Genomic DNA, 13,150 nt, shown 5'->3' with positions numbered 1-13,150 from the left:
CATATCTATGCTGTGTCAGAAGCTATGGTTTTTTCTGGTGCAGCCCGGGGTGTGCGGTGCACCAATCTGCTGCAATTTCCCGCAGTTCACGCACTCTTTCATGCTAGGCGCAGCGCGCGTGAGCGATGGTGGTGCGGCGGAGCGGACCGCTGCTGGAGAAGATGGTCGCCGTGTCCGCCCCGGCTTTTTTGCACTCAGACAAATGAGACGCTGACTTTCACTGCTTGCTGGTGGGCAAATACCAGTCACTCCATCAGCAAAGGCCGCAGGACATGCGCAGGGAAACGGGCATGGGACGGTGGCCTTTGCTGATGCGCCGCCTGTCCATCCGGGACTTGATGGCAGGCAGCATCTTGTGTAAGTAGCGTTCGGGGGCATGGAGTTCCCCGGGCGCGATGATAAACGGCAGCCATGGGCTGGCCGCCGCAGCCGTGCGGCGCTTCAGCGGTGCAACTCGTATTCCAGCGCCCAGAAGTAGTCCCAGACGTGGTGTTGGCTGCGGTGGGCCCAGGGGGCCACGGCGGAGAGCAACTGCTCGCGGCTGGGAAAGTTCTTCAGCACCCGGTGCACCGATCCATCGGCCAGCGGGCGCAGCTGGTAGCTGTTGCCGGCAGCGTCGCGCTCGGCAATCGGGGTGCTGCTGCCGGGCACATACCGGTTGTCCATGAAGACCACGCGCGCGCCGGGTTGCAGCACCGCGTGCAGGCTCTGCAAAAAGGCGGGAATGCGCTCCAGCGGAATATGCGACCACCAGAACCCGGCCAAGGCCGCCTCAAAGGGCAGGCCGCTGGCATCGTGCGCGGGTGGCTGGTAGGCATCGCCGATCTGCAGCTGCACCTGCGGGAAGCGTGCGGGGGGCATGCGTGTGCGGGCGATCTGCAGGGTTTCGATGGCGCTGTCGATGCCCAGCACACGGGTGGCGTGGGGTGCGTAAAACGGTGTCCAGTAACCGGTGCCGCAGGCGATCTCCAGCACCGAGCGGCCGCTGAACACGCCGGGCAGCCAGGCTTCCATCTGGCGCAGATCGGCCTGGCGCTCGGGCTTGCGGTAGATCTGGTCGTATTCGCCGGCGCGGGCGGCGTAGTAGTCCTGCATGCCTTCCTCCTTCTGCTTGATTCTGGTGCATCCCTCCCGCACGCGCCACCCAGCGTGCCGCCTGCGTTGCGGTGGGGGCTAGGTTGCGGGCGTAAAAAAGGCCTGCAGAGCAGGCCGGGTGTGCACAGAGTGCCAGGGGTTTACATCCCCGAGTAGTTGGGGCCGCCGCCGCCTTCGGGCGTGACCCAGACGATGTTCTGTGTAGGGTCCTTGATGTCGCAGGTCTTGCAGTGCACGCAGTTCTGGGCGTTGATCTGCAGGCGCTGGGCATCGCCGCCCTTGTCGGTGTCGGCCACGAATTCGTAGACGCCGGCCGGGCAGTAGCGCGCCTCGGGGCCGGCAAACTTGCTCAGGTTGACGTTGACGGGCACCGAAGCGTCCTTGAGCGTCAGGTGGGCGGGCTGGTCTTCGCTGTGGTTGGTGTTGCTGATGAACACGCTGGACAGGCGGTCAAACGTCAGCTTGCCATCGGGCTTGGGATAGTCGATGGGGGTGCACTCGGCCGCGGGCTTCAGGTACACGTGGTCGGGCTTGTCGCGGTGCAGCGTCCAGGGGATGTTGCCCTTGAGGACGAACTGCTCCAGGCCGTTCATGATGGTGGCGGTAGACAGGCCCTTCTTGAACCATGTCTTGAAGTTGCGGGCCTTCCACAGCTCGTCGTACAGCCAGCTGTTTTCGAAGGCGGTTTCGTAGGCGCTCAGCACATCGCCCTGGCGGCCGGCGGTCACGGCGTCATAGATGGCGTCGGCCGCCATCATGCCGGTCTTGATCGCGGCGTGGCTGCCCTTGATGCGGGACACGTTCAGGAAGCCGGCGTCGCAGCCCACCAGCGCGCCGCCGGGGAACACGAACTTGGGCAGGCTCAGAATGCCGCCGGCCGTGATGGCGCGGGCGCCATAGGAAATGCGCTTGGCCGGCTTGATGCCCTTGGCCTCATCGCCTTCCAGGTAGTAGCGGATGTTGGGATGGGTCTTCCAGCGCTGCATCTCCTCGAACGGAGACAGGTAGGGGTTGGCATAGTCCAGACCCACCACATAGCCCAGCGTGACCAGGTTGTCTTCCAGGTGGTAGAGGAAACCGCCGCCATAGGTCTTGTTGTCCATGGGCCAGCCGCCGGTGTGCAGCACCATGCCGGCCTGGTGGCGGGCAGGGTCGATTTCCCACAGTTCCTTGATGCCGATACCGTAGGTTTGCGGATCCTTGTCGGCATCCAGCTGGTACTTGGCAATCAGTTGCTTGCCCAGGTGGCCACGTGCGCCTTCGGCGAACACGGTGTACTTGCCGTGCAGCTCCATGCCCAGCTGGAATTCACCGGTGGGCTCGCCATCCTTGCCTACGCCCATATTGCCGGTGGCCACGCCCTTGATGGAGCCGTCTTCGTTGAACAGCACTTCGGCCGCGGCAAAGCCCGGGAAGATTTCCACGCCCAGCGCTTCGGCCTGGTCGGCCAGCCACTTGCTGAAGAAGCCCAGGCGCACGATGTAGTTGCCTTCGTTGTGGAAGCACTGGGGCAGCAGGAAGTTGGGGGTGCGCAGCGAGCCCTTCTCGCTCAGGAACACCATGGCGTCGGTGGTGACGGGCTGGTTCAGCGGTGCGCCTTTTTCCTTCCAGTCGGGGATCAGCTCGTTCAGCGCCTTGGGATCCATGATGGCGCCGGACAGCGTGTGCGCGCCGGGTTCGGAGCCTTTTTCCAGCACCACGACAGAAATGTCCTGGCCTTTTTCGGCGGCCAGCTGCTTGAGGCGGATGGCGGTCGACAGGCCTGCAGGGCCGCCACCGACCACCACCACGTCGTATTCCATGGCCTCGCGTGGTCCGTACTGGGCCAAGATTTCTTCGTTTGTCATCGGGGTGTCTCGCTTATAAATAGTGAAAATCCGGAGGGCCTGAAGCCGCTGCTGCAGCGCCGCAAATTGCGGCTGATTCTATGCGTGCTGAAGGCATCTCCCAATAACTTGCGCGGTACTTACGGGGAGTCAACCCTGAAATATGACGGCTTGTCGGCATTTTTCTGACACCTTGGTGACGCATGGCGGTGGCCGCCTTGCCGCATTGCGAGGGGTTGCCTGCGCAGGATGCGAAGGTGGCGGGCCGGGGCAGGGGCTGTCCGCCGGCTGGCTCAGGGCATGCTGCCATAGGACAAGGTAGTGCCATGCGCGGTGTCCGAAGCCGCACAGCACACCGTGCCGCACGCCGTGACAGGTTTCCCCACAAAGAACGGGGAAGGCGAAGACACATCCATTGTGGGCAGTGACTGCAATAGAATGAATAAGAACCATTCTTGTTTGATTTGCAGCGGACCGACCGGCTCCTATATGCCTTCCAGCCTCCCATCTTCTTCGCGGGACATCGCCACTCTGTATCTGGACCACCACCGCTGGTTGCTGGCCTGGCTGCGCCGGAGGCTGTCGAACGCCTGCGACGCCGCGGATCTGACCCAGGACACTTTTGTGCGCATCCTGGGAGCCAGGGAGGTGGCTGCGATCGAGACGCCGCGTGCCTACCTGACGACCGTGGCCAAGGGCGTGCTGGTGAACTGGTACCGGCGCCAGGCACTGGAGCAGGCGTACCTGGAAGCCCTGGCGCTGCTGCCCGAGCCGCAGGCCCCTTCACCCGAGCAACGCGCGCTGGTGCTGGAGACACTGCAGGAGATCGATGCCATGCTGGACACGCTGGCGCCCGTGGTGCGCCGCACCTTCCTGCTGTCGCAGCTGGAGGGCATGAAATACGAAGACATTGCCCTGCAGTTGGGGGTGTCGCTGACCAGCGTCAAACGCTATATGGCCCAGGCGTTCCGCCAATGCCTGCAACTGGTGGAGTGAGCAGGTTCATGGCCGGTGATGCAATGGATGCGCGCATTCTGGACGAGGCGGCCGATTGGCTGGTGCTCTGGCACGACCAGGGGATGACGGAGGCTGAATGCGCGGACTTCGAGCGCTGGCGCGCCCGCAGCCCCGCCCACCGCCAGGCGTGGGCCCGCGCAGAGCTGCTGATGGGGCGGCTGGGTGATCTGCCCCGTGACTGGGCCATGCCGGCTCTGGACCGCCCGGTACGCCATGCCCGCCCTTCACGCCGTCAGGTGGTGGCCAAACTGGCAGCCTTGCTGGCCGTGGCACCAACGGCCTGGCTGGGCTGGCAGTGGGCGGGGGAGCAGGGCTGGACGGCCGATGTGCGCACCGCCACGGGCGAGCAGCGCCGCCTGACCCTGGCCGATGGCAGCCAGGTGCTGCTGGACACCCATAGCGCCGTGGACATTGTGTTCGATGGCCACCAGCGTACGGTGCATCTGCGCAAAGGGGCGATCGCTGTGGATACCGCGCCGGACGCCAAGGGCCTGCAGCGTCCTTTTGCTGTGCACACTGCTCTGGGGCGGCTGCAGGCACTGGGCACACGTTTCACGGTGCGCCAGGAAGATGCGGTGGTGCAGCTGGCGGTGACCGAGGGCGCGGTGGAGGTCACGCTGCACGGAGAGACGGTACCCCGTACCGTGGTGCCGGCGGGACAGCAGACGGTGCTGACGAAGCAGGGCGTCAGCGCGCTGGCGCCGGTGTCGGTGCAGCAGCAGTCCTGGGTGCACGGCATGTTGATGGCCGATGCCATGGCTTTGAGCGATGTCTGCGCCGAGCTGTCGCGCTACCGCAGTGGCATTTTGCAATGCGCACCGGAGGTGGCGGGCCTGCGGGTGTCCGGAGCCTATCCGCTGACGGATACCGACCGTGCGCTGGCCATGCTGCAAGCAACGTACCCCATCCAGGCGCACCAGCGCTGGCGTGGGCACTGGGTCACGCTGCTGGCGCGTTAGGGCGCGCGGCTTGCAGGGCCGCAGTGGCCTGCACACCACTGACAAAAAAATGTGCCCGTCCCCTGAGACTTTTTTTCGGCTCGCTTGGCAAGGGAAGTGAAACCGCTTTTTGCCCTTCACTTTTTTGCCCAAGGACCGCTTTTCATGCCCGCATTCCAGGCTTCACGCCCTGTCTTCCACCCTGTTGCCCACGCTGTACGGCTGGTCTTGCTGGGCTGTGCCCTGGCGGCCGGCGCGGCCCATGCGGCGGACCCCGTGCCTGCAACCACGCCCATGGCTGTACAGAGCTACCAGATCCCCGCAGGCCCGCTGGGCCGTGCGCTGGCCGAAGTGGCCGCTGCAGCGGGCGTGGCGCTGTCTTTTGATCCGGCGCTGACCCAGGGACTGAGCAGTCCGGGCGTGGCGGGCAGTTTCACGCCCCAGGCGGCTCTGCAGCGCCTGCTGGCGGGCAGCGGACTGGAGCTGGTGCAGCGCCCTGGCGGCAGCTATACCCTGCAAAAACAGCCGCAGCCGCGCAGCCGCAACCAGGAGGGATCCACGCTGGCCGAGGTGCGCGTGACGGCAAATGCCGAGCCCGGCGACGCCACGGAAGGGACTGGCAGCTACACCGCCCGGCGGATGCGCACCGCCACGCCCCTGGCGCTGTCACCGCGCGAGACCCCGCAGGCGGTGTCCGTGGTCACCAGCCAGCAGATTGAAGACCGGGGGCTGGTGTCGCTGGCCGACGCCGTGCAGGCCACCCCAGGCCTGACGGTGAGCAAGTGGGGTGGCGAGCGCTACCGTTTTTCCTCGCGCGGCTTCCAGATCAACAACCTGATGGTCGACGGCTTGCCCATGGAATATGAGGAGGCGGCACTGTCCACGGGCGCGCTGTCCATGTACGACCGCCTGGAAGTCATGCGTGGCGCGGCCGGCCTGAGCGAGGGGGCAGGGACGCCGGGCGGCTCCATCAACCTGGTGCGCAAGCGCCCGACACGCGAATTCCAGGGTTCGGCCACGGTCAGTGCCGGCAGCTGGGACGACTACACCGGTTCGGTGGACCTGGGGGGACCGTTGAACGAAGCCGGCACGCTGCGCGGGCGTGCCGTGGTCAGCCGCCAGGACCGGCATTCCTTCATTGATGACTACCAGAACCGACGCACCCTGGCCTACGGCATTCTGGAGGCGGATCTGGCGCCTTCCACCACCGTGACCCTGGGCGCGTCGTACAGCAACGAGGACAATCCCGGGGTGGACTGGAACGGTCTGGGCACCATGCCCGACGGCAGCTTTCTGCCGATCCGGCGCTCCACGCGCATGAGCCCCAGCTGGTCTTTCTGGGACAAGCGCAGCACCACGGTGTTCGCCGATGTGGAGCACCGCCTGGGCAACGGCTGGAAGGCCAAGTTCGCGGCATCGGCCATCGACAGCGAGATGCACATGCTGGGGACCTATCTGCGTTCTGCCACCATCGATGCCGGCGGCCAGCCGCTGTTCAGCCTGGGCGGTGGCGGTTACGACTACGAGCGCACGCAGCGCAGCTTCGATGCCCAGCTCTCGGGCGCAGTCACCGCCTGGGGCCGCAGCCACGATGTGGTGGTGGGTGCCAGCCACCGGCGCAGCCGCTGGGACGATGTGGGCGGTGGCGCCACCATCGACGGCAGTTTCACCCTGGCGACCTTCAATCCGCTGAACTGGGACCCGCGCAGCGTGCCCCTGCCCACGGTGGGTGCGTACGGCCTGTGGCGGCGCAAGGCCGACATGGAGCAGACCAGCGTCTACGGCATGACCCGCCTGGCCGTAACCGATGCGACCAAGCTGATCCTGGGATCGCGCCTGGACTGGTATGAGCGCAACCAGGTGCAGTTCGACGGCGACTATCCCTATGGAGAAACGCACCAGAAGGCCAGCCACAAGTTCACGCCGTATGCCGGGGTGGTGCATGCGCTGAGCCCGACCCATGCCGTGTATGGCAGCTGGACACGCATCTTCAACCCGCAGAGCTACAACACGGCCGATGGCGGCACGCTGGCGCCAGAGCAGGGTCGCAATCTGGAACTGGGGATCAAGGGCGAATACCTGGACGGCCGCCTGAACGCCAGCGCGGCGCTGTTCCAGATCGATCTGGAAAACCTGCCCGACGCGCTGCCCAGCTCCGCATGCACGGGACAGCTGACCACCTGCTACCAGCCTGCGGGCAAGGTGCGCAGCCGGGGTGTGGAGTTCGAGGTGGCGGGCGAGCTGGCGCGTGGCTGGCAGATGTCTGCCAGCTATACCTATGCTTCGGCCAAGCGGGTGGCCGCCGCCTCGGGCTACGATCCCACGGGAAGCTACAGCGTCGGGTCGCGTTACGCCACCAATATGCCGCGCCATCTGTTCAAGCTGGCCACGAGCTACCAACTGCCGGGAGCGCTGCATCGCTGGAAGGTCGGTGGTTCGGTCCATGTGCAGGACAGCATCTCCAGTACCTGGAATGTGCGCCAGGGAGGCTATGCCCTGGTCGGCCTGCACGCGGCTTATGCGCTCAGCCGTCAGCTGGACCTGAGCCTGAATGTCAACAACCTGTTCGACCGCAGCTATTACTCGGGCATTGGTGCGGACAACGGGCCCAACTTCTTTGGCGACCCGCGCAATGTGATGCTGACGGCACGCTACCGCTTCTGAGCGCGCTGGCTGCACCGCAGCATCACCTGCTGAGGGTGGTTCGCGGTGCTTTGCTGTGGTTTCAGCAGCCGATGGGGCGTGCGGGTATCCCCTGGGCAGGATGGGGCGGCACGCGCACAGGGGTCAAGCCCATCCCGGACGACCCCCTTGGCCACAATAAGATGGCCCTTTTTTCAATCTCGCGTGTCATAGCCTGAGAAGGGGGTATTTGCGCCCCCGTTTTTTCTGTCTGTTTCTCGCTGAGGGATTGCTGCGCCATGTCGCTTGCTTTGACCGCCCGTCCGGGCTTTTCCATACTGTCGCGCGTGCTGGCCGCCGTGCTGGGGGGCTATGCCGTAGCCAGTGCCGTGGCCGTGCTGCTGGCTGCGGTTTTGCCTGTGGCGCGCGCGGAAGCCGTGCTGGCCGGCATGCAGTGGAGTTTTGTGGTCTATGTGGTGGCGGCCATCTGGGCGTTCTCGCCCGTGTCACTGGCCCGTGTCTGGGGTGTGCTGCTGGCCACGGTGGCGCTGCTGGTGCTGGTCAGCTGGGTCTGCGCCCGTGCCGGGACAGGGGGCTGAGATGGCCAAATCACCTTCTACCAGCGGCGTGGGCCGTGGCAGCTTTCGCCAGGCCCAGGCCTGGCTGCACACCTGGTGCGGTCTGTGGGTGTCATGGCTGCTGTTCGCGGTATTTCTGACCGGCACACTGGCCGTGTTCGAGGAGCCCATCACCCACTGGATGACCCCCGAGCACCACGCCGAGGAGGCCGCGCAGGCGGCGGCTCCGGCGGCTGAAGCCGGGGGCAACCTGTCCCAGCGCCTGGCCTGGGGACTGGCCTATATGGAACAGCACCATCCCGACGCGGAGATGTGGGAGCTGTGGCCGGCCGATGCCGAGGGCGCAGGGCGCCTGACCGTGTACTGGTTCGATGCCGCGCGTGCTTATGCAGAGGCCAGGCTGAACCCTGCCACCGGGGAGCCGCTGGGTGCCGTCGCGCGCACGGCCCGTGACACCCTGGGCGGGCACCATTTTGTGGACTTCCATTACCAACTGCACGCTGGCAGGGTGGGGCTGTGGGCCGTGGGCATTGCGGCCATGGTGATGCTGGTGGCGCTGGTCAGCGGGGTCATCACGCACCGGCGCATTTTTCAGGATTTCTTCACCTTTCGCCCCCGCAAAGGTCAGCGCAGCTGGCTGGATGCGCACAACGCCACGGGCGTGCTGACGCTGCCGTTCCAGCTGATGATTGCCTATACCGGGATCGTGATTTCGGGTCTGAGCTTCATGCCGGCCGGCGTGGTGACCTTCTACGGGGCGGGCAGTGAGGGGGTGCGGGCGCACATGGCGGCGCTGGAGGAGGGGGGCAAGCCCCCACGTTCCGGCCAGGCCATGGCGGTGCCCGATCTGGAGCCGTTTGCCCTGCGCGAGCAGCAACTGATGGGCCAGCCGGTGCGGGCCGTGGTGATCAGCCATCCGGGTGATGCCGCAGCGCGCATTGGCGTGTACGGCTGGAACCAGGAGGACAGCATGCGCCAGCGCCTGAGTGCCACCAGCGGCATGGTGATGTTCTCGGCCGCGACGGGCGAGGTGCTGCAGGTGCGGCTGCCCGGTGGGGTGGACGGCGGCGGTGCTTCGCTGGCGCAGTCGGTGCTGGGCGGCCTGCACCGGGTGGAGTTTGGGGGGCTGGCGCTCAAGTGGCTGTACTTTCTGTGTGGCTTGGCGGGCAGCGCCATGGTGGCCACCGGCGCCGTGCTGTTCATGGTCAAGCGCCGTACCAAGCACCTGGGCGAGTTTGGCCGCGCCACCGCCCGCGTCTATGGGCTGATTGAAAGCCTGAATGTGGCGGCCATTGCCGGGCTGGCGCTGGCCTGCATCGGCTACCTGTGGGCGAACCGGCTGGTGCCCGTGGAGCTGTCCCACCGCCATGACTGGGAGCTGGCCACCTTCTTTGGCCTGTGGCTGCTGGCGCTGGTGCACGCGCTGTGCCGCCCGCCTGCCAGGGCCTGGAGCGAGCAACTGGGCGCGCTGGCCGCGCTGTGCCTGCTGCTGCCGCTGCTGAACTGGATGACGGTGGGCGACCAGCTGTGGGCCCAGTTCCAGCGCGCAGACTGGGAAAGCATGGGCGTGGAGCTGGTGGCACTGGCCTGTGGTGGTGTGGCCTTGCTGGCATTGCGCAGGCGCATCCAGCACCGGCCGGTGGCCCCAACACGCAAGGCGGCAGGGAGGGGCGCTGCCGCGGCTGACGTATCCGTATCCGCATCGGCCGCCCGTGCCAAGGAGGCCGCATGAATACCGGACTGGCTTTTCTTCTGTCCTGGGCGCTGGCGCTGGCGGGCATGGCGGCATTGGCGCTGGCGATCGACCGCCACCACGCACAACTCCACGGCGACAGGGAGCTGTCCCGCCGGCGTGCCATGCTGCTGCAGCTGGCGGGGGTGTTGCTGCTGGCCGCTGCCGTGGTGCCTTGCGTGCAGGCCTGGGGCAGCACGGTGGGGACGGTGGCCTGGTTGGGTTGCCTGTCAGCCGGCGCTTTGGCGGTGGCCTGGGGGCTGAGCGTTTCCCCCCGAACCGTGGCCTGGCTGGCCCTGTTGGCGGCACCGGCTGCGCTGGTGGTGTGGCTTGGGTGCGGTGGCTGGGCGGCGTGAACGTCTCAACGCGTAAAAAGCTGCAACCAGGGTTGCAGCGGTGGCTATACCGTCTGTAATCCTGGCGACTGCCGGCTAGGGTATGCACGCCTGAAACCGCAGCGCCCGCTTTCTACACTGGCTTCTCATCCATCTGGAGGAGGCAAGCGCATGAAGCAATCTCGGCGTGGGGTTCTGGGCTGGGCCTTGGCGGCCTGCGGGGCGACGGTTGCGTCAGGGCCTGTAGCGGCTTGGGCGCAAGGGGCGTATCCGAACCGGCCCATCAAATTCATCGTGCCCTGGCCGGCCGGTGGCAGCGCCGATATTGCCGGGCGCCTGTATGCCGACTTTCTGTCCAAAGAACTGGGCCAGCCCGTGGTGGTGGAAAACCGGCCTGGTGCCGGTGCCAACCTGGGGGTGGGCGTGCTGGCCAAGTCGCCGGCCGATGGGTACACGCTGGGCCAGGTGTCCATCGGCACCCAGAGCATCAACCAGTTCATCTATCCGGCCCTGGGTTTTGATCCGGTGGGCAGTTTCGAGCACATCGGTCTGCAGACCAAGCAGCCCAATATCCTGCTGGTGAAGAAAGACTCGCCTTTCAAGACGCTGCAGGAGCTGGTGGCCTATGCGAAAAGCAACCCTGGCAAGCTGAACTATGCATCGCCCGGCATTGGCTCGTCGCTGCACCTGAGCGGGGCGTACCTGGCGTCGCAGGGCGACTTCCAGTGGACCCATGTGCCGTTCAAGGGCAGCGCGGAATCGATCCCGGCACTGATCGGCGGGCAGGTGGATGCGGTGTTCGACAACCTCTCGTCCTCGCTGCCCCATGTGAAGGACGGCAGCAAGGTGCGGGCACTGGTGGTGACTTCGCAGCAGCGCGTGGCCGACATTTCCCAGGTGCCCAGCGTGCTGGAGACCGGGATTCTGAAAGACCCCATCTATTCGTGGTTCGGCATTGCCGCTCCCAAGGGCCTGCCGCCCGAGGCACTGCAGCGGCTGGTGGCCGCATCGGCCAGGATCTTTCAGCACCCGGATTACATCCACAAGCTCAAGGCCATCGGTGCCGAGCCGGGCGGGCTGCAGGGGGCGGACTACCTGAAATTCCAGGTGGCCGAGCGCGCGCGCTGGAGCAAGGTGGTCAAGGACAACCAGATCAGCATCCAGAACTGAGCGTGCGCACATGTTCCGAGATGCCGCCGTGCGCCAGCTGCGCGGGCGATTGACGCCCGGGCGACAGACGGACTAGTCTGTCCCCAGGCACGCTTCAGGCATTGGAGGAGCGTCCTCCCGCGCTTGCTGCATGTGCGCAAGCAGCTATGGATTTGAAAGGAAACAAGAGATGAACGGTGCCGATCAGCTGTGTGACACCTTGCTGGCCAACGGGGTGGATGTGTGCTTTGCCAACCCCGGCACGTCGGAAATGCACTTTGTGGCCGCGCTGGACCGCAAGCCGCAGATGCGCTGCGTGCTCGGTCTGTTTGAAGGCGTGGTCACTGGCGCAGCCGACGGGTACGCGCGCATCACCGGCAAGCCGGCTGCCACGCTGCTGCACCTGGGCCCGGGCCTGGCCAATGGCCTGGCCAATCTGCACAACGCGCGCCGTGCACGTTCGCCCATCGTCAATGTGGTGGGCGAACATGCCACCTACCACCAGCAGTACGATGCGCCGCTGACCTCCGACATCGAATCGCTGGCACGCCCCATGTCGCACTGGGTGCACCGCATTGCAGCGCCGGAGGCGGTGGGCAAGGACACGGCCCGCGCCGTGGGCGAGGCGCTGCGCAAGCCCGGTCAGGTGGCCACGCTGATCCTGCCTGCCGACTGTGCCTGGGGCGAGCTGCCCAAAGACACCCGGCCGGTACAGGCACGCCTGCTGGCTGCACCCGCACCGGATGTGCAGCACATCGAACATGTGGCCCGTGCCATGCTGCGCGCTATACAGGCCGAAGAGCAGGTGGTGCTGTTCCTGGGGCCACAGGCGCTGGAGCCCGAAGCGCTGCAGATTGCCGGCCGCATTGCCCAGGCCACCGGCGCGCGGTTGATGACGCCCACGGCATTTCGCCGCATGCAGCGCGGCCGCGGCGCCGTGGCGGTGGAGCGCCTGCCCTATGTGGTGGATGCCGGTCTGCAGGCCCTGGCCGAAGTGCAGCAACTGGTGTTGCTGGGCGCGCCCCAGCCGGTGGCCTTCTTTGCCTACCCCGGCAAGCCCAGCACGCTGGCGCCGGCGGGCTGTGCCATCCACACGGCGTGCAGCCCGGAAGAGGATGCGTTGCTGGCGCTGCAGGCCCTGGCCACTGCGCTGGGCGTGGACCGCAAGGCGCCACTGGCTGTGCAGGCTGCCGGTCACATCCATGCGCCCACCAGCGGGCCGCTGACCGCCAGCGCTGTCAATCTGGTGGCGCTGCAGGCCTTGCCGGAAGGCGCCATCGTGGTGGATGAATCCATCACCTCCGGCCGCGACATTGCGGCGCACAACATGCAGGCCGTGCCCCATGACTGGCTGGTGATCACCGGTGGCGCCATCGGCCAGGGCATCCCCACGGCGGTGGGGGCGGCCATTGGCGCACCCAGCCGCCAGGTGGTGGCTTTCCAGGCCGACGGCAGCGCCATGTACACCTGCCAGGGCCTGTGGACCCAGGCGCGTGAAAAGCTCAAGTGCCTGACCATCATCTACGCCAACCGCAGCTATGCCATCCTGCATGGCGAGATGAAGGCCGTGGGCACCCAAACTCCCGGTGAGAACGCCCAGCGCATGCTGACGCTGGACCAGCCCGCCATCCGCTGGACCCAGCTGGCCGAATCCATGGGTGTGCCAGCGGTGCGCTGCGAGACGGTCGAAGAATTCAGAAAGGCCCTGCAGGCCGGGCTGGCGGAAAACGGCCCTTTCCTGATTGAGTCCGTGATCTGAGCTGGAGGGGGCTGTCGTCGGGAAGACGGCGGCAGTACCCAGGGCCGGCGGCTCGCACCCGGAACCGCCTCGCATAAGGCGATCTCTCAACCCTTGGGT

Annotated in this window: 10 protein-coding genes; 8 read left to right on the top strand and 2 right to left on the bottom strand. The window is 66.2% G+C overall.

Annotated elements, in window-relative coordinates; all coding sequences use genetic code 11:
• Window positions 1-441 precede the first annotated feature (441 nt).
• Window positions 442-1,095 (bottom strand): class I SAM-dependent methyltransferase, encoded by a 654-nt coding sequence (locus tag QM470_RS08895; protein WP_283338982.1) that lies wholly within the window; start codon window positions 1,093-1,095, stop codon window positions 442-444.
• A 140-nt stretch (window positions 1,096-1,235) separates the two neighbouring features.
• The gene (locus QM470_RS08890) at window positions 1,236-2,942 is read right to left on the bottom strand and encodes an electron transfer flavoprotein-ubiquinone oxidoreductase (protein WP_280011343.1); all 1,707 of its coding nucleotides are present in this window, start codon (window positions 2,940-2,942) and stop codon (window positions 1,236-1,238) included.
• 468 nt (window positions 2,943-3,410) lie between these two features.
• Here QM470_RS08890 and QM470_RS08885 point away from each other — a divergent pair, with 468 nt between their 5' ends.
• The 8 genes from QM470_RS08885 to QM470_RS08850 all read left to right on the top strand — a co-directional run bounded on the left by QM470_RS08885 (window position 3,411) and on the right by QM470_RS08850 (window position 13,051).
• Window positions 3,411-3,917 carry a sigma-70 family RNA polymerase sigma factor gene (locus QM470_RS08885; RefSeq protein ID WP_283338981.1) on the top strand — a complete coding sequence of 169 codons (507 nt, stop codon included), beginning with the start codon at window positions 3,411-3,413 and terminating at the stop codon, window positions 3,915-3,917.
• A gap of 8 nt (window positions 3,918-3,925) precedes the next feature.
• Window positions 3,926-4,897: a FecR domain-containing protein gene (locus QM470_RS08880; RefSeq protein WP_283338980.1), complete on the top strand. Its 972-nt coding sequence runs from the start codon at window positions 3,926-3,928 to the stop codon at window positions 4,895-4,897.
• 144 nt (window positions 4,898-5,041) lie between these two features.
• On the top strand, window positions 5,042-7,540 hold the full coding sequence (locus QM470_RS08875) for a TonB-dependent siderophore receptor (RefSeq protein WP_283338979.1): 2,499 nt from the start codon (window positions 5,042-5,044) through the stop codon (window positions 7,538-7,540).
• Between the two features lie 257 nt (window positions 7,541-7,797).
• Window positions 7,798-8,097: a hypothetical protein gene (locus tag QM470_RS08870; RefSeq protein WP_283338978.1), complete on the top strand. Its 300-nt coding sequence runs from the start codon at window positions 7,798-7,800 to the stop codon at window positions 8,095-8,097.
• A gap of 1 nt (window position 8,098) precedes the next feature.
• Window positions 8,099-9,808 carry a PepSY-associated TM helix domain-containing protein gene (locus QM470_RS08865; protein WP_283338977.1) on the top strand — a complete coding sequence of 570 codons (1,710 nt, stop codon included), beginning with the start codon at window positions 8,099-8,101 and terminating at the stop codon, window positions 9,806-9,808.
• Window positions 9,805-10,164, top strand: coding sequence for a DUF3325 domain-containing protein (locus QM470_RS08860; protein ID WP_283338976.1), 360 nt, complete (start codon window positions 9,805-9,807; stop codon window positions 10,162-10,164). Before QM470_RS08865 ends, QM470_RS08860 begins: the two co-directional genes overlap by 4 nt.
• Window positions 10,165-10,437: 273 nt before the next feature.
• Window positions 10,438-11,313 carry a Bug family tripartite tricarboxylate transporter substrate binding protein gene (locus QM470_RS08855; RefSeq protein WP_272970085.1) on the top strand — a complete coding sequence of 292 codons (876 nt, stop codon included), beginning with the start codon at window positions 10,438-10,440 and terminating at the stop codon, window positions 11,311-11,313.
• Between the two features lie 169 nt (window positions 11,314-11,482).
• Entirely contained in the window at window positions 11,483-13,051 is a 1,569-nt protein-coding gene (locus QM470_RS08850) for an acetolactate synthase large subunit (RefSeq protein WP_283338975.1), read from the top strand.
• The last annotated feature ends 99 nt before the right edge of the window (window positions 13,052-13,150 follow it).

Origin of the sequence: Comamonas sp. 17RB, assembly GCF_030056555.1 — a bacterium.
Classification (GTDB): domain Bacteria; phylum Pseudomonadota; class Gammaproteobacteria; order Burkholderiales; family Burkholderiaceae_C; genus Comamonas; species Comamonas terrigena.
Note: the sequence above shows the minus strand (reverse complement) of the source record. Positions and strands in the feature narration are given on the sequence as shown.

Bases quoted from the DNA above. Each gene is read 5' to 3' on its own strand.
- QM470_RS08880 (WP_283338980.1), top strand. From the start codon at position 3,926: ATGGCCGGTGATGCAATGGATGCGCGCATTCTGGACGAGGCGGCCGAT.
- QM470_RS08885 (WP_283338981.1), top strand. From the start codon at position 3,411: ATGCCTTCCAGCCTCCCATCTTCTTCGCGGGACATCGCCACTCTGTAT.
- QM470_RS08860 (WP_283338976.1), top strand. From the start codon at position 9,805: ATGAATACCGGACTGGCTTTTCTTCTGTCCTGGGCGCTGGCGCTGGCG.
- QM470_RS08895 (WP_283338982.1), bottom strand. From the start codon at position 1,095: ATGCAGGACTACTACGCCGCCCGCGCCGGCGAATACGACCAGATCTAC.
- QM470_RS08865 (WP_283338977.1), top strand. From the start codon at position 8,099: ATGGCCAAATCACCTTCTACCAGCGGCGTGGGCCGTGGCAGCTTTCGC.
- QM470_RS08870 (WP_283338978.1), top strand. From the start codon at position 7,798: ATGTCGCTTGCTTTGACCGCCCGTCCGGGCTTTTCCATACTGTCGCGC.
- QM470_RS08890 (WP_280011343.1), bottom strand. From the start codon at position 2,942: ATGACAAACGAAGAAATCTTGGCCCAGTACGGACCACGCGAGGCCATG.
- QM470_RS08850 (WP_283338975.1), top strand. From the start codon at position 11,483: ATGAACGGTGCCGATCAGCTGTGTGACACCTTGCTGGCCAACGGGGTG.
- QM470_RS08875 (WP_283338979.1), top strand. From the start codon at position 5,042: ATGCCCGCATTCCAGGCTTCACGCCCTGTCTTCCACCCTGTTGCCCAC.